Here is a 24,071-nt window from a genome sequence, read left to right on the forward strand (position 1 = left end):
CCATTTGTGCAGCACCAGTAATCATGTTTTTAACATAATCGGCGTGACCTGGGCAGTCTACGTGAGCGTAGTGACGGATTGGAGAATCGTATTCTACGTGTGAAGTATTAATTGTAATACCACGTGCTTTTTCTTCTGGTGCAGAGTCGATAGCAGCGTAATCTTTCGCTTCACCACCGAATTTTTTTGCACATACAGTTGCAATTGCAGCTGTTAAAGTAGTTTTACCGTGGTCGACGTGACCAATTGTACCCACGTTAACGTGTGGCTTATTACGTTCGAACTTAGCCTTAGCCATGAGATCTTCCTTTTTAAACTACTCATGCAGGGATACTGCATGAGCATTTGGTTTTTAACTATGAATTAGTTTGGGCTTATAGTAATCGAAAGATTACTCGTCGTCACCTTTTTTACCGCCAGATTGGAACTTAGCGATGATGCCTTCAGCCACGTTACGTGGTGTTTCAGCGTATTTAGCGAATTCCATAGAATAAGTCGCACGACCTTGAGACATAGAACGCATTTGAGTCGCGTAACCAAACATCTCAGCAAGTGGAACTTCAGCACGGATTGCTTTAGTACCGCCAGGAAGATCGTCCATACCTTGAACCATACCACGACGACGGTTTAAGTCACCCATGATATCGCCCATGTAGTCTTCTGGAGTTTCTACTTCAACTTTCATGATTGGTTCAAGAAGAACAGGATCTGCTTTCATGAAACCGTCACGGAAGGCATAAGAACCCGCCATTTTGAACGATAATTCGTCAGAGTCGACATCATGGTAAGAACCATCGAACAATGTCGCTTTGATGCCAACAACTGGGTAACCAGCAAGGACACCATTCTTCATACGTTCTTGGATACCTTTGTCTACTGCACCGAAGAATTCTTTAGGTACTACACCACCAACAACTTCTTCAGCGAACTCGTAGTCTTTGCCAGCATCTTCAGCAAGTGGTTCTAAGCGTACGTATACGTGACCGAATTTACCTTTACCACCTGTTTGACGAACGAATTTACCTTCTTGTTCAATCGTTTTCTTAATCGTTTCACGGTAAGCAACCATTGGTTTACCAATGTTTGCTTCAACGTTGAATTCACGTTTCATACGGTCAACAATAATGTCAAGGTGAAGCTCACCCATACCAGCAATGATAGTCTGACCAGATTCTTCGTCTGTGAATACGCGGAACGATGGATCTTCTTTCGCTAAACGGCCAAGCGCAACTGACATTTTTTCTTGGTCAGCTTTAGTCTTAGGTTCAACAGCCAATTGAATTACTGGCTCTGGGAATTCCATACGCTCAAGTGTAATGATGTTGTTTTCGTCACACAGTGTATCACCCGTAGTTGTGTCTTTAAGACCTACACACGCCGCGATGTCGCCTGCACGAATTTCTTCGATGTCATGACGGTCATTTGCGTGCATCTGTACGATACGGCCAACACGTTCACGTTTCATTTTTACTGGGTTATAACACGGGCTACCCGCTTTAAGAACACCAGAGTAAACACGTACGAATGTCAAGTTACCTACGAATTTGTCGTTCATGATTTTGAACGCAAGAGCAGAGAACGGAGCATCGTCAGACGCTTCACGAGAACCTTCGGTTTCGTCTTTGTCGTCTAAGATACCTTTAATTGCTTCAACGTCAGTTGGCGCTGGCAAGAACTCAATAACAGCATCCAACATACGTTGAACACCTTTGTTTTTGAACGCCGAACCACACATCATTGGTTGGATTTCACCAGCCAAAGTACGTTGACGAAGACCAGCTACGATTTCTTCTTTAGAAAGATCGCCTTCTTCCAGGTATTTGTCCATGAGTTCTTCTGATGCTTCAGCAGCAGCTTCAACCATGTTTGTACGCCATTCTTCAGCTGTATCTTGCAGATCAGCAGGAATGTCGCCGTATTCAAACTTCATACCTTGAGAAGCTTCATCCCAGATGATTGACTTCATTTCGATTAAGTCAACAACACCTGTGAATGTATCTTCCGCGCCCACTGGAACAACGATTGGCACTGGGTTCGCACCAAGACGTGTTTTCATTTGCTCAACAACGCGGAAGAAGTTCGCACCAGTACGGTCCATTTTGTTTACGAACGCAATACGAGGCACTTTATATTTGTTCGCCTGACGCCATACAGTTTCAGACTGAGGCTGTACACCACCCACAGCACAGTAAACCATACACGCACCGTCAAGAACACGCATAGAACGCTCAACTTCAATTGTGAAGTCAACGTGTCCCGGGGTGTCAATTACGTTAATACGGTGTTGGTCGAACTGGTTAGCCATACCTTTCCAGAAGCATGTTACAGCTGCTGAAGTAATGGTAATACCACGTTCCTGCTCTTGTTCCATCCAGTCAGTCGTTGCTGAACCTTCGTGAGTTTCACCTAGTTTGTGGCTCTCACCTGTGTAGAACAAAATACGTTCAGAAGTGGTTGTTTTACCTGCGTCAATGTGCGCAGAGATACCAATGTTACGGTAACGAGAAATTGGGGTTTGACGTGCCATGATTTCTAGCATTCCTAAATTTTGTTGTTTAAAACAGGACGCTTTAAGCTGCATAGCAACTTAAAGCGATTCGATGACAAAACAGTGACAACTGATTTGTCACCCTCCTGAATAGGGGCTGTTTTATCCGCTTAGAAACGGTAATGAGAGAAGGCTTTGTTGGCTTCAGCCATACGATGCACATCTTCACGTTTTTTGATCGCTGCGCCTTTACCTTCAGCTGCATCAAGCAACTCACCAGCAAGACGTAAAGCCATAGTTTTTTCAGAACGCTTAGCAGCAGCATCTACTAACCAACGCATAGCCAAGGCAGTACGACGGGATGGGCGTACTTCCATAGGCACTTGGTATGTAGCACCACCAACACGGCGTGCTTTTACTTCGACCATAGGACGAACTTTTTCAAGAGTAGTCTCGAAAAATTCAACTGGGTCTACTTTAGATTTTTCTTGAACGCGGTCTAAAGCACCGTAAACGATACTTTCAGCAATAGATTTTTTACCATCTTGCATTACGTGGTTCATGAATTTAGCGATTGTTTGGCTGCTGAACTTAGGATCCGGAAGGATTTCACGGGCAGCAACTACGCGACGTCTTGGCATTTTAATACACCTAATAAATATGACACTTCAGGTTACTCCAGCAGGTGCACAAAGTGTCATGTGCTTTCGCTGGCCTTACTATACGTCGCTTGGAATTTTCACAAAAAATGCAGAAATCAGACAAGCGAGACGATAAAGGATTGCAGTTCTAACGAACTAAGAAGTTAATCTTTTCAGATTATTTCTTAGGACGTTTAGCACCGTATTTAGAACGAGACTGGTTACGATCTTTAACACCAGCACAGTCTAAAGAACCACGAACGGTATGGTAACGTACACCCGGTAAATCTTTAACACGACCACCACGGATAAGAACAACACTGTGCTCTTGTAGGTTATGGCCTTCACCACCGATGTAGCTAGAAACTTCGAAACCTGAAGTTAAGCGAACACGGCAAACTTTACGCATTGCTGAGTTAGGTTTTTTAGGTGTAGTTGTGTAAACACGTGTACAAACACCACGACGTTGTGGACAAGCCTTCAACGCAGGAACTTTAGATTTTTCAACTAAAGTTGTACGACCCTTACGGATCAACTGATTTGTTGTTGCCATTTGGCAATTCTCCCGTTAATAAAAAGCCCCAAAAAATACTACTTTTTGAGGGCATGCAATTGTAAGCGAAGACTTAAAATTGGTCAACAATATACGATCATCGAAAACATTTATTCATCATGATTTGCGCAATTTTTCACCCACAAATAAATAGTTTATTTTTCAGAAGAATCTGCTGATTTTTTTGTAACTTTATCTACGGCTGCTGTTTTGGCTTTACGCGGCTTAGTTTTAGGTGCAGCTTTAGCCACAGGGACATCATCTTCCTGCACGGCTTCCAACGCATCAAACTCATCTTTTTCAGCTAAAGCAGGTTTTTGCGCAGCCCCGGGTGCATGAGGCTCAACAACTTTCTCCGCAAGTGCCTCCAAACCTTCTGAGACTTTTTGTTCCTGCTCTACTTCCACTTCGGCTGCATCAGAGTTTTTAACTTGTGCTTTTTTGATGACTTTTAATGCGCGGAGACTCTCATGACCTGTAACATCTATAGTCTGATCTAGTACAGGCTCAGCCAAATCCATATCTTTCGCCTTAATACCTTCTAGTAATTTAGGTGTTGCTTGAGCAAGCAACTCAAGAGAACGCTCATAGGCATGTAAAGGTGACAAGCTAATATCCTGATGCTGCAAAATATATTGGCGCGCATTAGAAAAGACTTGCTGTGCCTTCTGATTCACTTCATCCACTAAACGGCGACTATACACCACACTTACACCAACGCTCGCCACAGGAGATAATCGTGATAGCTGATTTAACAATGAAACTTTTGGCATTTGATTGAGCCATGCCCACTTAAACTGACCATTTTCATCTAGTACATATTTTTTCAATGCTGCTGCATCAGTGTCTGAACCCACCAATTGCTGCAATTGATGTAAATCACTATTTTGTAGCGTGCTACTCAGGGCTTTAATCGCCATAAGTAAGGTTTGTTTTTCTGCAATTAAACTCAGGTCGACCTGTTTAAAAATAAACTGAACAATATCTTGATCACTTTCTTTACTTAAGTCGAAACCATAAGAACGCCCAACTTGATAAATCACTCGCAAAGTCATAATCAGTGAAGCAGGAATATCAATACTTGAACCGATGACACCTGTCGCACCTGTTAAAGCCCCTTGAATTGAAGCAATCCATTTATTTTGCTCGCCCAAGGCCTGACTAATGCGACGTGAACGATCGACATCTTGTGTCAACTCTTCTAAATCACGCACCCCAGCTTCATCAAGCACCGCATCTACAGATGAAATATCCGAACTAAAATGATTAAGTCGATCAAATAAATAATCAGAAATTTTGTCACTAAATTGAGGAGCAACAAAATTAGCCACATTATTTACAGTATTAAAATGTCGACCGAATAATTGTCTAGAAACATTTGGAACGTGTTCACGTAAGATTTGCTGAGGATTATCATATTTTTTTACATCAAATACGCCCGCTTGCCTTGACTGACCCTCCAAGGTTTGACCATTTTTTTGAGGTTGAATGACCTTAGTTACGGATTCGGGTGCGACATGATTAATGATGGACACCCCAGTAGAACTGAGCTTTTTAGCCACTCCAAAGGCGTTTGAGAGTAGACCTGCCGTTGGTTTATTATTCGTTTTCACCATTCCCTACCTCATTAAAACTATTCTTGAAATTATTGATAAATACTAGGTGTAGTCAAACTTTATCACAACTTGAATATGTATCTTTAAGTTAAGTTTTTTGCTGCAAAGTTGCAAATTAGCTCAGTCAACAATAGGCATAGGATTTGCCATAAGAATTCAAAAAGCTTTCTGCTATCATTATTCCAATCAAATTATATGAGTTCGCCTATTTAGAAAGTTTCCTTCGTATACTTTCTATAGCTTGCTCACACACTACCTATAAAGGATCTGTAGATGAAACGTGTTGTAATCACTGGTATGGGCATCAACTCATGCATTGGTAATACATTAGAAGATGTCACTCATTCTTTGCAAAACGGGATTTCTGGAACACGTTTCAACCCAAGTTATGCTGAACTTAATTTTAAAAGTCATGTCAGTGCGGCTGCAGAACAAAACTTTGACGGTATTGACCGCCGTTTAAAACGCTTTATGGGCGTATGCGCAATGTATGCATACAACTCAGCTTTGGCTGCGGTAGAAAATGCAGGCTTAACAGCAGAACAAATCGGTGGTAATCCACGTTACGGTATTGCGGGTGGGTCAGGTGGTGGTTCAACTGCATCTGTTGTTGAAATGAAAGAACTTCTAGACACCAAAGGTGCACGTAAAGTTGGTCCATTCTTTGTACCACGTAACATGACCAACACCATTACCGCAAACGTGGGTGTGGCATTTAAAATGCAAGGTATTGCACATACGATTACTAGCGCTTGTGCAACATCTGCAGATGCCATTGGTTATGCATACAACCTGATTCAATTAGGCAAACAAGACTTAATGCTTGCCGGTGGTGGTGAAGAAGACCATTGGTCACAAAGTCTTTTATTTGATGCAATGGGCGCACTTTGTTCAAAATATAACGACACTCCAGAGACTGCTTCACGCCCTTACTCTGCTGACCGTGACGGTTTCGTGATCGCTGGCGGTGGTGGCTTCGTTGTACTAGAGTCACTTGAACATGCTCAAGCACGTGGTGCAAACATTTTGGCTGAAGTTGTCGGCTATGCAGCAAATTCTGACGGCGCTGACATGGTTGCACCATCGGGCGAAGGTGCGACGCGTTGTATCCTTATGGCTTTAGAAGAAGCTAAACAACATGGTGTAGATACCATCGACTATGTTAATACACATGGTACATCTACTCCGGCAGGCGATGTCACTGAACTTAAAGCGATGGAGCGTGCTTTCGGTGTAGGACAAGTTCCTCCGCTCAGCTCAACCAAGTCGATGACAGGTCACAGCCTGGGCGCTGCAGGCGTACAAGAAGCGATTTATTCTATTTTGATGATGCAAAATGACTTTATTGCACCGAACATCAACGTGACTGAACTTGACGAAGGCGCAAAACCTTTTGATATCGTACTTGAAAAACGTGATGCAAAATTGAATACTGTGATGAGTAACAGTTTTGGTTTTGGCGGTGTAAACGCTTGCCTCGTTTTCAAAAAATGGGAAGCTTAATATAAAGTTTGCTGCTTTGGCGCTTTGCTGCCAAAGCACACACCCACCGCCCTTTTAAGGGTTAATATATGGATGCTCCATCAGATGCTTTCCTCTGGGTAAAAGCATTGCATATCATCGCAGTTGTTTGCTGGTTCGCAGCGCTATTCTATCTCCCTCGCCTTTATGTCTACCACGCTATGAGTGATGATGCTACGAGTCATCAGCGCTTTCAAATCATGGAACGTAAGCTATACCGCGGCATTATGTGGCCCGCTATGATTGCTACATTGATCACTGCGCACTTCCTCGTAGATTGGGGTGATGCAACACGACACTACCATGAAGCGCTTTGGTTCTACTTAAAAGTGGGATTGGTTGGACTATTGGTGGTTTATCATTTTGTTTGTGGTTATTACCGTAAAAAGCTTATCGAAAATGCACATTATAAGTCGCATAAATTTTGGCGTTATTTTAATGAAATGCCCACTTTGATTTTATTTGCGGTTGTTATTTTAGTTGTAGTAAAGCCAAGCTTCTAATATTTCATATTCAAAAAAACCTCCAAATGGAGGTTTTTTTGAATTCATAGACATCAAATAAGCAAATTAATTAAAATAATTAAATCTTCATTATTTCAATGTCTTACGCTTAAATAATTTTTTTTGTAGCATAAGCTTTTGAAAACTTAGACTAAAGTCTAAGCCATCTCAAGTAAAGACAAATATCTTTTCAATTTACCTGTTGCATGCAACATGCTAGTATCTATTTTATAACCAATTCAGATACTCACTTGTACTGTAGTCAGACCAACTACTGTCCCGCTTAGCTGATTCTTGGTTAATCAATAATGTCGCTGTATTGATGATATGTGTACGCATGCAATCTGCAGCCTTTTGCGCATCACCTGCAACTACCGCACTATGTAGTTCCAAGTGATCTTCAAAAGTCTGCATGCAGTTTCTTGAAGATGGAATAGTTGCAGAACCTGCAATCAAAACCTGATTTCGCGTATTACTGATAACGTCAATTGCCTTTTGATTACCCACAATTTGCAGCAATGCCAAATGATAGTCGCGGTCCGCTTTTAAAGTTCCTGTGATGTTTTCTGATGAAGCCTGTAGCTTGAATTCTTCAAACAAAGTATTCAAGCGCTCAATATCAGCCTCTGTTCGAACCTCTGCTGCACGATGAATTAGCGGAACTTCCAGCATGAGGCGAATTTGGAAAGACTCAATCATGGTAGGAAATGAAGTGGGAATAATGCGAATGCCTTTGTTCTTTTCAATTTTTACAATTCCAATCTTTTCCAGCATTTGAGCAGCTTCGCGAACGGGTGTGCGTGAAATGCCGCCCAGCATCTGACCCAATTCGGTTGCAGAATATAAAACATTGAATTGCAAATGATTATTAATAATTGCGTCCTGCAATATTTCAAATGCTTCTTCCGTCAATGTTTTAGGTTTTTGAATCAATTTCATGCTGTTTTACAAGGGAATAAATATGACTAACAAACATTATGCCATCATCGGAGGGGGAATCAATGGATTAGCTGTTGCCCGACAACTCCTTCTCGATTTCCCTGATGCCAATGTAACAGTCTTTGAAAAAGAAACAGAAGTTGCAATGCACCAATCTAGCCACAACTCAGGCGTTGTCCATGCGGGTCTTTACTATGAGCCAGGCGGCTTAAAAGCGCGTTTGTGCCGACGCGGTGCGGAATTGGTTCAGCAATATTGCACAGAAAACAATATTCCTTATGATGAGTGCGGCAAAGTAGTTGTTGCACTTTCAAAAGAAGAAGAAAGCCGTTTAGATGCCATCTATCAAAAATCGATTGCCAATAAAGTGCCTGATGTCCGCATTTTAACAGGCAACGAAATACAAGATGTAGAGCCAAACTGTATTGGCACTAAAGCGTTGTATTCTCCACGTACAGCCATTGTGAGCTATGGCGAAATTGCACGTCATATTGCGCAAGAAATTAAACAAAAAAATGGCACAATAGTCCTTGGTCGCAAGGTCGTGAACTTAACCGAGCAGCACAACAAAATCACCGTTCACTTTGAAGGCGGCGACCATTATTCAGAAGCATTTGACTATGTTGTGACTTGTGCAGGCTTACAGTCAGATCGTTTAGCAGCAAACTCTGGTGATATTGAAACTCCCAAAATTGTGCCTTTCTTTGGACAGTACTATGTCATTGATGAGCAATTTAAAAGCCATGTCAAAGGCCTAATCTACCCAGTGCCTGATCCTAAATATCCATTTTTAGGTGTGCACTTCACCAAACGCATTGACGGTCAAATGACCATTGGGCCAAATGCATTTATTTCTTTCGGCCGTGAAAATTATACAGGCAATAAATTCAATCTTTCAGATATTTACGACTTTCTAACGTACAAGGGTTTTTGGAAATTCTCATCGAAAAATATGTCTGCAGCTATGCGTGAACTTAGAACCGTACTGAGCCAGACTAACTTCGTTTCTGAAGCAGCCAAATACGTACCCTCACTTGCCGATGTATCAGTTGAGCCTGCAACACGCGGCATCCGCGCGCAAGCCATGGAATCTGATGGCTCGCTAGTAGATGATTTCGTCATCCGTAAGCAAGGCAATATTACCCATATCCGAAATGCACCATCTCCAGGGGCAACCTCATCCCTTGCGATTGCCGAATATATTGTTCGGGAAATTATGACGCACCACTAATTCATCAGGACACTCACTTAAAGGAATATTAAATGAGCAACATCAAAGAGACAGAAATCGAAAAAAAGAAGCGGCTAAAGAAGGTAGCCACTGCAACCATCGTTGGCTCCATGCTGGAATGGTATGACTTCTACCTCTATGCAACCATGGCTTCGATTGTATTTAGTAAGGTTTTTTTCGATAATTCAGATCCGGGCAGCGCAACCCTAAAAGCTTTTGCAACTTTTGCAATCGGCTTTATTGCCCGCCCTATTGGTGGTTTATTCTTTGGCTATTTTGGCGATAAATATGGCCGTAAGAAAATGCTATTTGTCACCTTTTTATTAATGGGGCTATGCACCACTGCAATTGGATTCATTCCGACTTATGAATCCATTGGTATTTGGGCTGCGGTATTACTGGTATTCTTCCGTATTATTCAAGGTCTTGGTGCGGGTGCGGAGTTTGCAGGCGCTGCCATTACATCTTATGAACATGCCTCTGAAGATAAGCGCGGCAGCCAAGGCGCTTGGCCTGCTCTCGGTCTAAATTTAGGTTTATTGCTTTCATCTCTAACCGTATTCTTGCTGACTTTAAATGGCGATGAATTCTTGGTGAATGGCGGCTGGCGTATTCCATTTATCCTTAGTTTTGTTCTAGTCCTTGTGGGCTTATGGGTTCGGAAGAGTCTGCCAGAAACTCCTGACTATGAAGAAGCGCATGTCACCAAAGCTAAAGTGAAAAACCCATTCAAAGACATCATGAAAACCAACATGAAAGGTTTAGTGGTGGTGTTTATTGCAGCCATTGGCTACAACGCTTTGAGCTACATCTTTAAGACATTCTCCTTAGCCTATTTAACGCAATTTCAAGGCGTAAGCGCGCATGTCACATCTTTATCTGTGACCATTGCCAGTTTAGTGGCAATTTTCAGTGTGCCTTTCTTCGGCTGGCTATGCGATAAGTGGAACAGCAAAAAAGTGCTGATGATGGGCGGCTTTCTATCTGTACTCTTTGCCTATCCATTTATGAAACTTTTAGAAACGGGTGACAGCACTTCTATCTATATTGCGATTGCAATTGGTACAGGTCTTTTAGCACCAATGATGTTCGCACCACAAGGATCGTTCCTCAGTCGTCAATTTGCTGTCGAAAACCGCTCTACTGGTGTAAGTTCAGGTCGTGAAATTGGAACAGCCATCGCTGGCGGTTTAGCCCCTTTAGGTGCACTTTCCATGGTAGCTGCATCGCCAACACACTCAACAACCAGTGTTATTATTATTTTGGGCATCTCTGGCATTTTGGTGGCAATTGCTGCATTCTGCGATCAGGGCTATAAGTTTTCCAAACATAAAAATTAATATGGTGTATATATAAAAAAGGCGCATAAAGCGCCTTTTTTATATTGTCCATTTTTACATTGCTCATATCTAAGATGAGCACTGAATAACAGCCCCTCCCTGCTTAATATTAGGCAGGAATACGCAGCACTTGCCCTGGGAAAATGTCATCGGCATTTTTTAACAAAGGACGGTTCGCTTCAAAAATTTTATTGTATTGATTTGCATCACCATAAAATTCTTTAGAGATTTTAGACAGATTATCCCCCGACTTAACAGTATAGAACTTACTTTCAGGCTCAGGACTCGTCACTGTTAACTGATCATCCACTTGCGCCACATGATCAATATTTCCTACTGCTAAGATAATCTTTTCACGATCTGCTTGGCTTTGTACCTGACCTTTCACTGTTGCTAGATCTGAAGTCCCGTTATAACTCACAGACAAGCCTGTTACAGGTAAGCCCAGTGCTTTGATATGACCCAATAACTTATTGGCAATTTCTTGTGCAGATGGTTCAGAAGGTGTTGCTGGCGCTGCCTGAGGTTCTGCAGGCGCTGTATTTTTTTTACCAATACCTTTTACAAAATCAAAAAGACCCATGTTTTTCTCCGTTGTTTTTACTGTTTTAAATCATTTAACTATTGTTCAAACTCTATTTTTATAGCTAAAAAATAACCGCTTTTGAGTTGTTGTTGGTGACAGAAACGTAAGCTAATGTAAAAACAAAATATTCGGCATAAAAAAAGCCACCGAATGGTGGCTTTTTAAATCAGCATCGCTGAAATCTAAAATTAACCTAGTTTCTTAGAAACGTAGTCAATTGCAGATTGTACAGTAGTGATTTCGTTTGAATCTTCATCAGGAATAGTGATGTCGAAATCGTTTTCGAAAGACATAACTAATTCAACTAGGTCTAGAGAGTCTGCACCTAAGTCATCCATGAAAGAAGCTTCGTTTTTGATCTCGTCTGCTTTAAGACCAAGTTGTTCAGCTACTGCTTGTTTTACGCGTTGTTCGATATCGCTCACAGGAATTCTCCTCATTGCTTGTGGCGTTTTTAATGCCGTTAGTTTAATTGAATCTAAATCGTTTTGAAAGTTTATACTTGAGCGCTTAGCTCATGTATAAACCACCATTTACATGTAATACAGTTCCGGTAATGTAACTTGCCTTTTCAGAAGCAAGAAAACTTACGGCATTTGCGATATCTTGTGGCTCACCTAAACGGTTTAAAGCCACTTGATCACTCATCTTTTTACGAATTTCTTCGCTTAACTGTTCTGTCATTTCTGTTGCAATAAAGCCCGGAGCCACTGCATTTACAGTGATTTGGCGGCTTCCCATCTCTTTTGCAAGGCTGCGACCAAAGGCCTCAATCCCTGCTTTTGCAGCAGAATAGTTTGCTTGTCCTGGGTTAGCAAAATGTGCAACCACAGAACTAATATTAATAATTCGGCCAAAACGTGCTTTGGTCATACCCTTTAAAACACGTTTAGAAAGTCGATAAACGGCTTTCAAATGAATGTTAAGAATGTCATCCCAATCATCTTCTGACATACGAAGTAACAAATTATCTTTGGTAATACCAGCATTGTTCACCAAAACCAATACAGAACCAAAGTTTTGCTCAATGTCTGATACCAATGCATCAATTGCAGTTGCATCACGTACATCTAGAACTTTACCCGCACCATTTTCAGCAAAAGCAGCAGATAATTTTTCCGCACCCGCTTCTGAAGTTGCAGTACCTACAACAAAATAACCGTCTTGAATCAATTGCTGAGCAATTGCTGCTCCAATCCCTCGGCTCGCACCTGTTACTAAAGCAACTTTGCGTTCTTGTGTCATGCAATTTTCCCTTCTGCCACTAAAATGGCATTCAGTGCATCTTCCATACGACCTTTCGTGTCGAGTGGGAATGCTTTTTTAATATTTGGCAAACGTTTTGCGAGATTCGCAAGGACATTACCCGGACCACATTCAGCAATGTACTGAATACCTTGGTCTTGCAAATACTGCATGGTCTTTGTCCACTGTACAGATTGGTATAACTGTGCAGTTAACGCCTGACGTAATTGCGCTACATCAGTCGCGATTTCAGCGCCTACATTTTGTATTACAGGTATAGTAGGCAGCTCAATGGCAGTTTGTTCCAATGCTGTCGCAAACTGTTCAGCAGCAGGTTTCATCAATGCACAATGCGATGGCACAGAAACCGGAAGTGCAATTGCCTTACCGCCATTTTCTTTAGCAGCAGCCATAACCGCTTCAACCATGGCTTTATCGCCCGCAATGACAACTTGACCTTGTGCATTGTAGTTTGCAGCATCTACTGAACCTGGTCCTTCTGCTTGAGCACAAAGTTCAATGACTTTGGCATCATCTAGACCCAAAATTGCCGCCATTGCACCTTGACCTTCAGGTACAGCACTTTGCATTAACTGACCACGTAGGTTCACCAGTTTAACGGCATCACCTAGGCTCATCGCACCTGCAGCAACCAAGGCGCTGTATTCACCTAATGAGTGACCTGCAAGGTATTTCGGTGCAACACCACCTAACTCTAACCACACACGCCATAAAGCAATACTGGCAGTCAGTAGTACAGGTTGAGTAAATTCTGTTTGGTTTAACCCTTCACCACTTTGAGCAATTTGCCAAAGATCAAAGCCAGCCGCTTCTGATGCTTCTGCAAATGTTGCTTGCACACTACTAAACTGTTCTGCAAGTTCAGCGAGCATGCCGACTTTCTGTGACCCTTGACCCGGGAACACGAATGCAGTTTTAGTAGCTTGAGCTGCTTGCTCGAGTTGTTTAGCAGACATAAAAAAATCCTTTATCAAGACTGGTGAATTTATGCTATTTGGACATTTATTCAACACAATCCCATGTAAGCTTGTTTCAGGGACGGAAATTTAACACTTAATTTTTGTCTTTGTAATTGCCAAATGCAACAAAAAATCGGTACAAAAAAAGGGAGCTTAAAGCTCCCATTTTTTCTACTAAGCTTGACGCTTAATACATCACCAATTATTCAGCAGATGCTTTAGCGAATAATTGACGACCACGGTAGATACCATCTTTAGATACGTGGTGACGACGGTGAGTCTCGCCAGTAGCTTGGTCTACAGTTAATGCATTCTCGGTTAAAGCGTCATGTGAACGGCGCATGTCACGGCGAGAGCGACTTTTACGGTTTTGCTGAACGGCCATGATGGCTCCTTACAAAGATCGAAAAAATGGATCAGAACAAATTCGATTGTCTTATACTCAAGAGTATAACACAAAAATTAGTTAAGTTTACCCTTCAAACCTGCCAAAACATCAAACGGGTTGTCCCGTTTTTCTTCAACAAGCTCTTCAGCGGCAGGTTGATGCTTATGTTCACAAGCGTCATGCTTAGGTGACAAAGGCATCAACAATAACAATTCATCCTCTATCAGTGAGAGTAAATCAGCAGTCGCAGGCGCATCATATGAACCTTTGGTTGTTGCTTCACTTTCACCTAAAACGATGAAATCAGCATCCTCATCCAAGCGCTCTATCAGTGACTCGTCATCTACAAGAGCTAGATGAAAACTTGAAACAAGTGGGATCTCAACAGTATCCAGACAACGCTGGCATTCCATTGGAACATTTGTTTCAACATGACCATCTAGCCATACAATACGATGATAAGCATCCATTGATAGCTTACAGTCTATGTTAATCAATTGATCATCAATTGATCCAACAGCTTCACGAGCAATACGAACAAAGCGAGATAATGGCAGTGTTCCTGACCATTTAAAGCCCTGTTCAGCCCATTTAAACGGCTCAATCTGTGCCGGAAAGGTATTTGCTGACATAATTAAGGCGGCAATTCTACAAATTCATCAGTACTCTGTCAAAGATTAAGATACAATTTTGTACTTATTTAGACAGACCATTTGGGTAACTTAAGTTATGCATCTGTTGCAGCCGCAAACAGAAGTGAATGTTTCATCACTTATGAGCACAATTTCAACGCTTGATTCTGACATTTCAACCGACCAAGTGCAACTCTCGGCTTGGGAGAAACTTTCCACAGAAACAGAACACGTCGATTGGCTCATCTTACACTTTAATCATTGGTTTTCCCACCTGAATGTGTGCTTAGTGAAAGGTGACTGTGAGCCCGAGTACTTTCCTGCCGATTTAAACGGCCCTGCCCGCATTCAATTTGCTCATGGTTATTTCAATAGCGCTTTGCATGAAATTAGCCATTGGACTATTGCTGGCGAGCAACGCCGTTTACTTCCCGATTTAGGCTATTGGTATGCACCAGATGGTCGTAGCAAAGAGCAACAAGCCCTCTTTGAACAGGTAGAAATTAAGCCCCAAGCGATCGAATGGTTATTTGCCAAAGCCTTTGGACGTAAGTTTCGTGTATCACTCGATAACCTCACTGGTGAAGGAGGAGATGGCAGCAGCTTTAAAGATAATGTCTATGCACAATTACAGGCTTATTTTAAAGGTGAAGCCAAACTTCCACGCGATGCTTGGCGCTTTATCCAATGCATTTGCCACTGTACACGTGCTGGCAAAATGTTACAGGCGAATGAATTTCAACGTGAAATGCTTGATTAAATTATACAATTTGACTGCATTTCACGTTGCACAAAGCGAATAGACCGCGACATAATGTCTAGAGCTTTTAATAATAAGAGGAAAACGACATGTTGCATTTAAGAATACATCCGGAAAATCCTCAGCCCCGTTTAATTACGCAGGCCGTTGAACGGATTCGTGCCGGCGATGTGGTGGTTTATCCTACAGATGCCGCCTATGCCATCGGTTGCCAGATTGGGAACAAAAATGCCATGGAACGCATTGCCCAAATTCGTCAGCTCGATGCTAAACATCAATATGCGATTATTTGTGCAGATTTATCTGACATTGCCACGTATGCCAAAGTCGACAATGCCATGTATCGTCTATTGAAAAATAACACCCCTGCTGTCACCACCTTTATTTTGCCTGCGACCAGTGAAGTTCCTCGCCGTTTAATGCATCCTAAAAAGAAAACCATTGGACTGCGTATTCCGAGCAACCCGATTTGCCAATTATTACTCAAAGAATTGGGTGAGCCTTTATTAACATCGACCTTAATTTTACCGGGCCAAAAAGAACCGATTGATGATCCTTACGAAATTGAACTGCAAATCGGTAAACGCATAGATGTATTGATTGATGGCGGTTTAGGTACTTTAAATACCACTAGCGTTGTAAACCTTGCAGGTGAATACCCTGAAGTGATTCGCCGTGGTGTCGGTGATGTCAGTGCCTTTGAATAGCATGTACTGTTAAATACATGCTGTTACCGATCAGAGGCACAGCATGTAAAGGTCATCTGCTCAAAACGCGGTTAAAGCACCTTTCGATAAAGGAATCGACCTGATGACTTTATTTCAGATTTTACTCAAGCTCCAAAATGCGATAGACCTCAGTGTCTCCGAGCAAAACAGTCTCAATCATTTTGCTATATATGCCACTGAGCCTTGGACTTTAGAATCCACGGCTCAACTAAGGGCAATAGATAAGAATTTAATTTCACCAATAGCGACAACACAGCCGCAAATTTTTCATTATTTTCTACATACATCAACTGTGAAATCGCTGTTTAAACGTAGAGCTAATCAAAACCTCTGTTCGCAAGCGCAGTGCCAACTCATCATCGAATTTGCACTTGAACAAAGGGTCTTACTAACAGGTTCAAAGCCTTGATCGTGTACTTTTGCTCAAGCGCAATAAAGCTGCATAAATTCTTTTAAGTGAATTTTTTGTTGTCCCTGCTCATCAAAATTATTTGTATTGAGCCATGCTGTATAAGCTTGAGACAATATTGGCCAATCCTGATCCAACATCGCAAACCAAGCAGTATCACGGTTACGACCTTTCACAACAACATGCTGACGAAACAGCCCTTCAAATTGAAAGCCAAAACGTAAAGCAGCATTTTTCGACGGCGTGTTCAAGTCATCACACTTCCACTCTACCCGTCGATAACCTGCTGCAAAGCACGCTTTTAACAATAGATAAATGGTTTCTGTTGCGGCTGTTGATCGCTTCATTAAACTTGAAAAATAGACATTGCCAATTTCGATGACGGCATGTACTGGGCGTACATTGAGCAATCCAATCCACCCTACAATGGCATCACCGACCTCAATGACATAATGCATCGAACCGGCAAAATGAAAGGATTGCTGAAAATAATCACGCAATTGCTGGATGCTTTGAATTTGAGAATAAGGCAAATACGTCCAACAGCCTTCATCGGGTTCTTGTTGTACTGTCTGCCATAGCCGCTGTAAAAGACTATCATCAAGCTGATCGGGCAACATCGGAATAAGTCGAACAGATTGCCCCACTTCGGTTTTACATCTGAACTGGCAAGGTTCAAACTGCGCCAACGTCATCCCTACAGACTGACCCCATTGATTATATTGTTGTGGCATAGCAAATATTCTTTTAGTCAATTCATTCAAATCATTTCATAATGGACGCCCATCATCCAGACATCACAGCTTAAATGAGTTCATGGATTGATGAGTGTATTTTTTACAATTAACACAAGATGTGATCGATATCACAGCTTTAAAATTTTACATGTGTATAAATAAAGCCTATTCCCTATAAATTTTAAGTTTTTTACCCAATTCAACCGTTCAGTAATTTCTTTAAACGCATTTTTCCATTACACTATTCCCTATAACTTTTGTGCTTTTACTTTCGATGTGAGATCGAAGCGAAAGCTGTCTGCATGCCTTTGAAAATTCGCGTGGCCTATAATTGCAATGAACCAAACTGTCCATAATTCTATGGAAGATGCTCCACACATTCGCGTTTTGGATGAGTGGCAAGAAGCTATTCCAGAAGATTTGTACATTCCACCCGCTGCATTTGAAATTCTATTAGAGCATTTCGAAGGACCACTCGACTTTCTGATTTACCTGATTCAAAAAAATGGCTTCGACTTATTACAAGTCGATATTGCCCCGATTGCATCCCAATATTTGTCTTATATGGATGCAATGAAATCTCTAGATATTGAATTAACTGCAGACTATATGGTTATGGCAGCCCTATTGGCCGATTTAAAATCGCGTCTATTATTGCCAAAACCTAAATCGACCGCGGCACATGAACAAGATCCTAAACAAGAATTGATTGACCGTTTAGAAACGTATTTGCGCATCAAACAAGCTGCGGAAAGATTAGGTCAAATGTCAGTGTTGGATCGAGATACTTTCGATACCAATGTCAGTTTAGGAACGATTGTCGAAACCAATGATGGCTATGATATTCAATTACTTCGTGATGCCATACTCTGTGTTTTTAATCGACCAGAACCGGTTACCCACCAAATTTTGCAAGAGCCTGTCTTACTCGAAGAACGTATTGCTTATATTGAAACTAAGCTAGCGTCAGGTGAAGTATTAGATTTTGCGGACTTACTCAAGCCAAGCCAAGGTCGCATGGGTGTTGTCGTGACATTTATGGCTGTATTAGAACTGACACGCCAACAAAAAGTCCAAATTGTCGCATCAGGTGTAGAAGCACCGCTTGCAATTCAGGGAGCACGTGCATGAACACTGAACTTAAACAGATGACTGCGGTGTCTTCAGAAGATAATCTGCATGAAATTTTGATGCAGCTTGAAGCCATTATTTTTGCCAGTGAAGCGGCAGTGAGTATTGCCCGTTTAAAAGAGGCTTTCCAAGACCGTTTCAGTAAAACCGAATTACGCCAATATTTGCAGCAGCTTTCAATGCTGCAACACGGCAGATCAATTGAACTTGTTGAAACCGCTCAAGGTTTCCGTTTTCAAGTACGTGCAAAATATCGTAATATTATTGCACAGACCTGGCCTGAACGACCAACTCGTTTATCGCCATCCTTGCTCGAAACTCTTTCTGTCATTGCTTACCATCAACCGGTAACCCGCGCAGATATTGAGCAAATCCGTGGGGTGACCAACAATAGTCAAATTTTACGTACGTTATTTGACTGGAACTGGATTAAAGAATCTGGTTTTCGTGAACTCCCAGGACGACCCGCGTTGTTAGTTACAACGCCTCAATTTTTAAATGCTTTTGGTCTAACCTCTTTGGGCCAATTGCCTCCCCTGCAGGATGCCAAGGAAGCTTTTATGGCCCTCGATGCGAATGCACCGAAGTCATAAATAGGTGAACTGTTGATGATAATTTCTAAGGTTATGCTGTCATGAGTGAAAAATTGCAAAAGGTGCTCGCACGCGTTGGTTTGGGTTCTCGCCGTTATATGGAAGAAGTCATTGCCGCTGGTCGTGTGAGCGTAAATGGGCAAGTTGCCCAAGTGGGTGAACGTATTGAACCGGGTGATGAGCTTCGCATCGATGGTCGTAAAGTTCAGTTCCAAATTGAAGACGAGATTCGTCGCCGTGTGTTGATTTACTACAAACCAGAAGGCGAAATTTGCTCACGCAATGACCCTGAAAACCGTCCAACGGTATTTGAACAATTACCTCAAATTACAGGTGATCGTTGGGTAATGGTAGGTCGTCTAGATATCAACTCTACAGGTCTATTGCTGTTCACGAATGACGGTGAACTGGCGAACCGTTTAATGCACCCTTCTAGCGAAATCGAACGTGAATATGCCGTTCGTGTCATGGGTGAAGTCACTCCTCAATTAAAAAACAACATGTTACAAGGTGTTGTTTTAGATGATGGCCCTGCAAAATTTGAGTCATTCTCTGAAATTGGTGGTGACGGTATTAACCGTTGGTATCAAGTGGTCGTAAAAGAAGGTCGTAACCGCGAAGTTCGTCGTATTTTCGAATCTCAAGGCTTAAAAGTGAGCCGTCTTTTACGTACACGTTATGGTTCAGTGATTCTGCCACGCGAACTGCGTACTGGTCGCTGGATCGAGCTAGATAAACAAGATATCGACAACTTAACCAAGTCTGTTGAGCTTAAACCACGTCAAGGTACTGGCCTGTTTGGTATGGCTAAACGTCGTACTGAACGTATGCAAGACAAACCAATGGCAGCACGTCGTGGTGGTTACTTACGCCAACAACGTCGTGACAGTGACGAAAACCAGCCACAACAAAGCAATGGTTATCAAGACAACCGTGGCGAACGTCGTACTGGTCGTACTGAAGGTGGATTCCAAGGCAATGGATTTAATCGTTCAGAGCGTCGCAACGACGGTTTCAACAATAACCGTAATGATCGCAACAGTGAAAACTTCGGTAACCGTGAACGTCGTAACGACAATTTTGGCAATCGTGAGCGTCGTAATGACTCTGTGCCAAGTCGTGCATTTAGCGGAAACAACAAAGGCTTTAAGAAATTTTAATTTCTTAAGCACAAAAAAACCGCTCATTTGAGCGGTTTTTTTATACCAACACTAAACAAATTGTTCAGTGGTTTGTGGAATCGCACTCAGCAAACGCTTGGTATATTCATGCTGAGGTGATCGATACAACTCATCCGAGTTTGCAATTTCAACGATATCACCATGGTTCATCACCATGATTTGGTCAGAAATATATTTCACCACAGATAAATCATGTGAAATAAAGATATAGCTCAAACCAAATTCATCTTGTAAATCTTGTAATAAATTAAGAACTTGGGCTTGAACCGAAACATCTAGGGCAGAGACAGACTCATCACAGATCAAAATTTCTGGCTTTAAGGTCAAGCATCGTGCAATGGCAATACGTTGACGCTGACCACCAGAAAACTCATGTGGGTAGCGATAAAATGCTTGGGCAGGCAAACTGACACGTTCAAGCAAATCAAACGCCATTTGCTCGCGTTCAGCATCATCCTTTCCTATCTGATGCACTTGCATCGGCTCCATCAGAATTTGACCCACCGTAAAACGTGGATTAAGCGAAGCATATGGGTTTTGGAAAATGATCTGTATTTTGCGCTGATATTGGGTAAATTCTTTGTCACTCATCGCCAAAATATCATGACCTTCAAACAGCGCCTGACCACCTGTCGCTTCCTGTAGACGCATCAGTAAAAGGCCGATTGTGGTTTTACCTGAGCCAGATTCTCCAACCAACCCGAGCGTTTTACCTTTCGCCAGTTGAAACGAGACACCCTTGACCGCCTGATATTCATCCTTACCAAATAAACCCTTGCGACTATAAAACGATTTTTTTAAGTCTTTGACATCTAAAATAATCTGTTCATTACCCGTAAGACCACGCGTTCGTTGTCTACGGGTTTCCTCAGATAAATGCACATCCTCAATCAGCTCATCACCATTTTGACGCATAAAATCACTGATCATCGGTAATTTATAAGGACGTTCTGACATCTGCGGACGGCACTTGAGCAAAGCTCGAGTGTAGATATCTTTAGGATGATCCAGCACTTCATTGACCAAGCCTTGTTCACGGATTTCTCCATGACGCATGACAATCACCTGATCGGCAATTTCGCTTACCAATGCTAAATCATGCGTAATGAATAGCATCGACATCTCACGTTTCTTTTGCAAGGCTTCAAGTAAATCTAAAATTTGCTTTTGAATCGTCACATCAAGTGCTGTGGTTGGCTCATCGGCAATCAATAACTTCGGCTCACATGCAATTGCCATTGCAATCATGACACGTTGCTGTTGACCACCTGACATTTGGCTAGGATAAGCATCAATTTTCGTTTCAGGAGAAGGAATACCCACTTCCTTCAATAATTCCAAAGTCCGTGCTCTGGCTTGCTTACGCCCCATACCTAGATGAAGTCGTAATACTTCGGCAATTTGATCGCCCACCGTAAAGACTGGATTGAGTGACGACATCGGTTCCTGAAAAATCATCGCAATATCTTTACCGCAGATATTACGCATTTCTCTTGGAGACAGACTCAGTAAATCCTGCCCTTCAAAAACAATTTTACTACTTGCATCTATACGGCTTTGATCACGTGGCAACAGCCCCATAGTTGCCAACGAGGTCACCGACTTGCCACTGCCAGATTCTCCCACAAGTGCCACAGTTGTATTGGCAGGAATGTCAAAAGATATTCCTTTGACCGTTTCGATATAGCTTTTATCTTCGGCTTTAAAGCTCACTTTCAGGTTTTGAACACTGAGGAGCGTTGGTTTAACAGTTTGATTTTGTTTCGTCATCCTTTACTCCTCCTTATTTCAATTTTGGATCTAATGCATCACGCAGTGCATCAGTAAACATTGAAAATGCCGTAACTAAAACCGCCATTGCTACAGATGCTGCGATAAGCTGCCACCATTTACCTAAAATCAATTCACTTTGTGCTTCATTAAGCATGCTACCCCATGACACAACCCCAACAGGAACACCAAATCCCAAGAAGCTCAAAATCACTTCTGACTTAATAAAGGCCACCACTAAAATCGAGATTTGCACCAATGCAATATGACTGACGTTCGGAAAGATATGCACAAAGATGCGTCGGAAATGACTCACCCCTATCGCTTTGGCAGCGAGCACATATTCACGCGAAGTATGTTTCATATACTCTGCACGAATCAGACGATACACCCCCGTCCACCCAGTAAGTCCTAGAATGAGGACAATCGATAAGATCCCCTTTTGCTGTAGTACAGCTGCAATCGCAAGAACCAAGAGCAAATACGGAATCGAGGTAAAAATGTTATAGAACCAGTTTAAAATATCATCGACCCAACCACCGAAATAGCCAGAAATTGCCCCTAAAATTGTCCCAATCACGACAGCAAGTAATGCAGCTACCACGCCAACAATAATAGATGTTTCAGCACCTTTAATGGTTTTTTGCAGGACATCCTGCCCCCATTTATCCGCACCAAACGGTAAAGTTTGTTTTAGCTCGCTTTGTTGATCTAACAAATGGCCACCCAATTGCTGATCAATCGCTTTCATATCTTCTGCTAGTGGATCGACAACTCCATAGTAGTCAATTGCATTGGCACCACCTTGCTCAGTCGCAATCTCTGCATTCAGTTCAGCAATTACATCTTTTAAAGGATCAACAGGATTTTCAGGCAATGCCATATCTTCTGCTGATGCTTTGGTTTTGGCTGTTTCATTGAGTTCCGCCCCAATAAAACTTGGAGGTGCATAACTAACAGCCACTTCTTTATTCCAATTGGATGCAACCATGCCTGTCATCGACAATAACAACACCACGAAATAGCACAGTACAACGAACAACGACACCATCGCTAATTTATCGGCCTTTAGGCGTCGCATCGCCAACTTCCACAAGCCAGTCGATGCAGGTGTTGATGCCGTTGCTTTGGTCTTATTGAATATTCCTAGCATAGGCCACCTACTTCAACTGAACGCGAGGATCGACAAGTTTATAAATCAAATCCGCGATTAAGTTAAAAATCATTGTAGCCGCTGCAACGTAGACCGTAATCGCCTTAATGACAGGGAAGTCACTGCGTTCAACAGCAATAATGACTTCACGACCAATACCCGGAATACCAAAGAATCGTTCAATCAGGAAAGCGCCTATCAGCAGTGCCGGTAGACTCGACATGACATCGGTAATAATTGGAATTGAGGCGTTACGCAGTACATGTACACCTAAAATACGGCTTTCACCCACACCTTTTGCGCGCGCAGTTCGAACATAGTCTTGATTGACTTCATCCAATACAAAACTGCGGTATAAGCGCAAAGTTGGCGCAATACTTACCACCAACATAATTAAGATAGGCAGTAAACCGTATTTAAATAAGTTTTCGCTAAAGTGATCACTCCAGCCTTGAACAGGGAACCAACTCAACTGATATGCAAAAACATATTGAAAAACAATAATATAAACCAAAATACTGATCGACATACCAATCGTACAAAGCATCATAATCATACGATCGGTTAATGTGCCACGAACTGAAGCCACAGCAAGTGCCAAACCAATTGAAATGATCATTTGCAAAATGGTTAAAGGAATTAAAATCGTCAGTGACGGTCCTAGACGGGTCAAAATAATATCTGACACCGACTCACCTGTACTCCAACTCATTCCATAATCAAAAGTTAAAATCTGCTTAATGAAAATCCACAATTGGACATAGTAGGGTTGATCAACCCCCAACTGTTGTCGGATGTTTTCAATTTGCTCTGGGTTCGACATTTTGCCTGCTAGAATATATGCAGGGTCTCCACCTACCCAGTTAAATAAGAAGAATATGAGCAGAACAACCCCCAACATCGTTGGGATCATCTGCCATATACGCCGTATGATATATGCCAGCAT

At 42.1% G+C, this 24,071-nt stretch carries 26 protein-coding genes; 10 read left to right on the plus strand and 16 right to left on the minus strand.

The annotated features are described in order from the left end of the window. The 5 genes from B1201_RS14855 to B1201_RS14875 form a co-directional block, all read right to left on the minus strand. Nucleotides 1-298, minus strand: a 298-nt coding sequence (locus tag B1201_RS14855; protein WP_228144791.1) for a GTP-binding protein, incomplete at its 3' end; no start/stop codon positions are given. Nucleotides 299-391: 93 nt separating this feature from the next. After that, nucleotides 392-2,527, minus strand: coding sequence for an elongation factor G (gene fusA / locus B1201_RS14860; RefSeq protein ID WP_078194215.1), 2,136 nt, complete (start codon nt 2,525-2,527; stop codon nt 392-394). Nucleotides 2,528-2,658: 131 nt separating this feature from the next. Beyond that, complete coding sequence (gene rpsG, locus B1201_RS14865; RefSeq protein WP_005011815.1) at nt 2,659-3,129, minus strand: 30S ribosomal protein S7; 471 nt, start codon at nt 3,127-3,129, stop codon at nt 2,659-2,661. Nucleotides 3,130-3,307: 178 nt separating this feature from the next. Next, nucleotides 3,308-3,682, minus strand: a complete 375-nt coding sequence (gene rpsL / locus B1201_RS14870) for a 30S ribosomal protein S12 (protein WP_000246374.1) — start codon at nt 3,680-3,682, stop codon at nt 3,308-3,310. A gap of 155 nt (nt 3,683-3,837) precedes the next feature. After that, entirely contained in the window at nt 3,838-5,298 is a 1,461-nt protein-coding gene (locus B1201_RS14875; RefSeq protein ID WP_078194216.1) for an EcsC family protein, read from the minus strand. 273 nt (nt 5,299-5,571) lie between these two features. Here B1201_RS14875 and B1201_RS14880 point away from each other — a divergent pair, with 273 nt between their 5' ends. Continuing rightward, nucleotides 5,572-6,801 carry a beta-ketoacyl synthase N-terminal-like domain-containing protein gene (locus tag B1201_RS14880; protein ID WP_078194217.1) on the plus strand — a complete coding sequence of 410 codons (1,230 nt, stop codon included), beginning with the start codon at nt 5,572-5,574 and terminating at the stop codon, nt 6,799-6,801. A gap of 68 nt (nt 6,802-6,869) precedes the next feature. Continuing rightward, complete coding sequence (hemJ, locus tag B1201_RS14885; protein WP_078194218.1) at nt 6,870-7,322, plus strand: protoporphyrinogen oxidase HemJ; 453 nt, start codon at nt 6,870-6,872, stop codon at nt 7,320-7,322. Nucleotides 7,323-7,550: 228 nt separating this feature from the next. Here the strand turns inward: hemJ and B1201_RS14890 are convergent, their stop codons facing one another. After that, complete coding sequence (locus B1201_RS14890; RefSeq protein ID WP_078194219.1) at nt 7,551-8,261, minus strand: GntR family transcriptional regulator; 711 nt, start codon at nt 8,259-8,261, stop codon at nt 7,551-7,553. 22 nt (nt 8,262-8,283) lie between these two features. Between B1201_RS14890 and lhgO the strand changes: the two genes are divergently transcribed. Together lhgO and B1201_RS14900 are read left to right on the plus strand one after the other, a co-directional pair. Next, nucleotides 8,284-9,492, plus strand: coding sequence for an L-2-hydroxyglutarate oxidase (gene lhgO / locus B1201_RS14895; protein WP_078194220.1), 1,209 nt, complete (start codon nt 8,284-8,286; stop codon nt 9,490-9,492). Between the two features lie 32 nt (nt 9,493-9,524). Next, on the plus strand, nt 9,525-10,832 hold the full coding sequence (locus tag B1201_RS14900; protein WP_078194221.1) for an MFS transporter: 1,308 nt from the start codon (nt 9,525-9,527) through the stop codon (nt 10,830-10,832). A 109-nt stretch (nt 10,833-10,941) separates the two neighbouring features. Here B1201_RS14900 and lysM read toward each other — a convergent pair whose 3' ends face one another. The 6 genes from lysM to B1201_RS14930 form a co-directional block, all read right to left on the minus strand. Then, nucleotides 10,942-11,415 carry a peptidoglycan-binding protein LysM gene (lysM, locus tag B1201_RS14905; RefSeq protein WP_078190053.1) on the minus strand — a complete coding sequence of 158 codons (474 nt, stop codon included), beginning with the start codon at nt 11,413-11,415 and terminating at the stop codon, nt 10,942-10,944. Between the two features lie 191 nt (nt 11,416-11,606). Further along, a complete protein-coding gene (gene acpP / locus B1201_RS14910; protein WP_078190054.1) occupies nt 11,607-11,843 on the minus strand; it encodes an acyl carrier protein in 237 nt (78 codons plus the stop codon). Nucleotides 11,844-11,928: 85 nt separating this feature from the next. Continuing rightward, a complete protein-coding gene (gene fabG, locus B1201_RS14915) occupies nt 11,929-12,663 on the minus strand; it encodes a 3-oxoacyl-ACP reductase FabG (RefSeq protein ID WP_078190055.1) in 735 nt (244 codons plus the stop codon). Further along, on the minus strand, nt 12,660-13,640 hold the full coding sequence (gene fabD, locus B1201_RS14920) for an ACP S-malonyltransferase (RefSeq protein WP_078194222.1): 981 nt from the start codon (nt 13,638-13,640) through the stop codon (nt 12,660-12,662). Before fabD ends, fabG begins: the two co-directional genes overlap by 4 nt. Nucleotides 13,641-13,845: 205 nt before the next feature. After that, nucleotides 13,846-14,028 (minus strand): 50S ribosomal protein L32, encoded by a 183-nt coding sequence (rpmF, locus tag B1201_RS14925; protein WP_004279227.1) that lies wholly within the window; start codon nt 14,026-14,028, stop codon nt 13,846-13,848. 77 nt (nt 14,029-14,105) lie between these two features. Continuing rightward, nucleotides 14,106-14,663, minus strand: coding sequence for a YceD family protein (locus B1201_RS14930; RefSeq protein WP_078194223.1), 558 nt, complete (start codon nt 14,661-14,663; stop codon nt 14,106-14,108). Nucleotides 14,664-14,760: 97 nt separating this feature from the next. Here B1201_RS14930 and B1201_RS14935 point away from each other — a divergent pair, with 97 nt between their 5' ends. The 3 genes from B1201_RS14935 (at nt 14,761) to B1201_RS14945 (ending at nt 16,560) form a co-directional block, all read left to right on the plus strand. After that, entirely contained in the window at nt 14,761-15,423 is a 663-nt protein-coding gene (locus B1201_RS14935; protein WP_078194224.1) for an elongation factor P hydroxylase, read from the plus strand. A gap of 89 nt (nt 15,424-15,512) precedes the next feature. Next, entirely contained in the window at nt 15,513-16,130 is a 618-nt protein-coding gene (locus B1201_RS14940; RefSeq protein ID WP_078190059.1) for an L-threonylcarbamoyladenylate synthase, read from the plus strand. Between the two features lie 103 nt (nt 16,131-16,233). Then, complete coding sequence (locus tag B1201_RS14945; protein WP_078194225.1) at nt 16,234-16,560, plus strand: hypothetical protein; 327 nt, start codon at nt 16,234-16,236, stop codon at nt 16,558-16,560. Nucleotides 16,561-16,574: 14 nt separating this feature from the next. On the opposite strand, the gene B1201_RS14950 is transcribed toward B1201_RS14945, so the two are convergent. Then, nucleotides 16,575-17,294, minus strand: coding sequence for a GNAT family N-acetyltransferase (locus B1201_RS14950; RefSeq protein ID WP_078194226.1), 720 nt, complete (start codon nt 17,292-17,294; stop codon nt 16,575-16,577). Between the two features lie 339 nt (nt 17,295-17,633). Between B1201_RS14950 and B1201_RS14955 the strand changes: the two genes are divergently transcribed. From B1201_RS14955 to rluB, 3 genes are read left to right on the plus strand one after another with little or no spacing between them, the layout of a single operon-like run. Beyond that, nucleotides 17,634-18,428: a segregation and condensation protein A gene (locus tag B1201_RS14955; RefSeq protein WP_078194227.1), complete on the plus strand. Its 795-nt coding sequence runs from the start codon at nt 17,634-17,636 to the stop codon at nt 18,426-18,428. Continuing rightward, nucleotides 18,425-19,021 (plus strand): SMC-Scp complex subunit ScpB, encoded by a 597-nt coding sequence (gene scpB / locus B1201_RS14960; protein WP_078190063.1) that lies wholly within the window; start codon nt 18,425-18,427, stop codon nt 19,019-19,021. The genes B1201_RS14955 and scpB overlap by 4 nt, the downstream gene beginning before the upstream one ends. A gap of 41 nt (nt 19,022-19,062) precedes the next feature. Then, nucleotides 19,063-20,181, plus strand: a complete 1,119-nt coding sequence (gene rluB / locus B1201_RS14965) for a 23S rRNA pseudouridine(2605) synthase RluB (protein WP_078194228.1) — start codon at nt 19,063-19,065, stop codon at nt 20,179-20,181. Nucleotides 20,182-20,232: 51 nt separating this feature from the next. On the opposite strand, the gene B1201_RS14970 is transcribed toward rluB, so the two are convergent. Genes B1201_RS14970 through B1201_RS14980 form a run of 3 tightly spaced genes read right to left on the minus strand, consistent with a single transcriptional unit; the run spans nt 20,233 to nt 24,071 of the window. After that, nucleotides 20,233-21,972, minus strand: coding sequence for an ABC transporter ATP-binding protein (locus B1201_RS14970; protein WP_078194229.1), 1,740 nt, complete (start codon nt 21,970-21,972; stop codon nt 20,233-20,235). A 13-nt stretch (nt 21,973-21,985) separates the two neighbouring features. Then, nucleotides 21,986-23,125: an ABC transporter permease gene (locus tag B1201_RS14975; protein ID WP_078194230.1), complete on the minus strand. Its 1,140-nt coding sequence runs from the start codon at nt 23,123-23,125 to the stop codon at nt 21,986-21,988. Between the two features lie 7 nt (nt 23,126-23,132). After that, the gene (locus B1201_RS14980) at nt 23,133-24,071 is read right to left on the minus strand and encodes an ABC transporter permease (protein WP_078194231.1); all 939 of its coding nucleotides are present in this window, start codon (nt 24,069-24,071) and stop codon (nt 23,133-23,135) included.

It is taken from the genome of Acinetobacter sp. ANC 5600 (assembly GCF_002018395.1).
GTDB lineage: Bacteria > Pseudomonadota > Gammaproteobacteria > Pseudomonadales > Moraxellaceae > Acinetobacter > Acinetobacter amyesii.

Excerpts from the sequence above, each read along its gene's own strand:
- fabG (WP_078190055.1), bottom strand. The coding sequence starts at position 12,663 with ATGACACAAGAACGCAAAGTTGCTTTAGTAACAGGTGCGAGCCGAGGG.
- B1201_RS14890 (WP_078194219.1), bottom strand. The coding sequence starts at position 8,261 with ATGAAATTGATTCAAAAACCTAAAACATTGACGGAAGAAGCATTTGAA.
- B1201_RS14940 (WP_078190059.1), top strand. The coding sequence starts at position 15,513 with ATGTTGCATTTAAGAATACATCCGGAAAATCCTCAGCCCCGTTTAATT.
- B1201_RS14975 (WP_078194230.1), bottom strand. The coding sequence starts at position 23,125 with ATGCTAGGAATATTCAATAAGACCAAAGCAACGGCATCAACACCTGCA.
- B1201_RS14875 (WP_078194216.1), bottom strand. The coding sequence starts at position 5,298 with ATGGTGAAAACGAATAATAAACCAACGGCAGGTCTACTCTCAAACGCC.
- hemJ (WP_078194218.1), top strand. The coding sequence starts at position 6,870 with ATGGATGCTCCATCAGATGCTTTCCTCTGGGTAAAAGCATTGCATATC.
- B1201_RS14930 (WP_078194223.1), bottom strand. The coding sequence starts at position 14,663 with ATGTCAGCAAATACCTTTCCGGCACAGATTGAGCCGTTTAAATGGGCT.
- rpmF (WP_004279227.1), bottom strand. The coding sequence starts at position 14,028 with ATGGCCGTTCAGCAAAACCGTAAAAGTCGCTCTCGCCGTGACATGCGC.
- B1201_RS14950 (WP_078194226.1), bottom strand. The coding sequence starts at position 17,294 with ATGCCACAACAATATAATCAATGGGGTCAGTCTGTAGGGATGACGTTG.
- rluB (WP_078194228.1), top strand. The coding sequence starts at position 19,063 with ATGAGTGAAAAATTGCAAAAGGTGCTCGCACGCGTTGGTTTGGGTTCT.
- B1201_RS14955 (WP_078194227.1), top strand. The coding sequence starts at position 17,634 with ATGAACCAAACTGTCCATAATTCTATGGAAGATGCTCCACACATTCGC.
- B1201_RS14880 (WP_078194217.1), top strand. The coding sequence starts at position 5,572 with ATGAAACGTGTTGTAATCACTGGTATGGGCATCAACTCATGCATTGGT.
- rpsG (WP_005011815.1), bottom strand. The coding sequence starts at position 3,129 with ATGCCAAGACGTCGCGTAGTTGCTGCCCGTGAAATCCTTCCGGATCCT.
- B1201_RS14945 (WP_078194225.1), top strand. The coding sequence starts at position 16,234 with ATGACTTTATTTCAGATTTTACTCAAGCTCCAAAATGCGATAGACCTC.
- lysM (WP_078190053.1), bottom strand. The coding sequence starts at position 11,415 with ATGGGTCTTTTTGATTTTGTAAAAGGTATTGGTAAAAAAAATACAGCG.
- lhgO (WP_078194220.1), top strand. The coding sequence starts at position 8,284 with ATGACTAACAAACATTATGCCATCATCGGAGGGGGAATCAATGGATTA.
- scpB (WP_078190063.1), top strand. The coding sequence starts at position 18,425 with ATGAACACTGAACTTAAACAGATGACTGCGGTGTCTTCAGAAGATAAT.
- fabD (WP_078194222.1), bottom strand. The coding sequence starts at position 13,640 with ATGTCTGCTAAACAACTCGAGCAAGCAGCTCAAGCTACTAAAACTGCA.
- B1201_RS14900 (WP_078194221.1), top strand. The coding sequence starts at position 9,525 with ATGAGCAACATCAAAGAGACAGAAATCGAAAAAAAGAAGCGGCTAAAG.
- B1201_RS14970 (WP_078194229.1), bottom strand. The coding sequence starts at position 21,972 with ATGACGAAACAAAATCAAACTGTTAAACCAACGCTCCTCAGTGTTCAA.
- B1201_RS14935 (WP_078194224.1), top strand. The coding sequence starts at position 14,761 with ATGCATCTGTTGCAGCCGCAAACAGAAGTGAATGTTTCATCACTTATG.
- fusA (WP_078194215.1), bottom strand. The coding sequence starts at position 2,527 with ATGGCACGTCAAACCCCAATTTCTCGTTACCGTAACATTGGTATCTCT.
- rpsL (WP_000246374.1), bottom strand. The coding sequence starts at position 3,682 with ATGGCAACAACAAATCAGTTGATCCGTAAGGGTCGTACAACTTTAGTT.
- B1201_RS14980 (WP_078194231.1), bottom strand. The coding sequence starts at position 24,071 with ATGCTGGCATATATCATACGGCGTATATGGCAGATGATCCCAACGATG.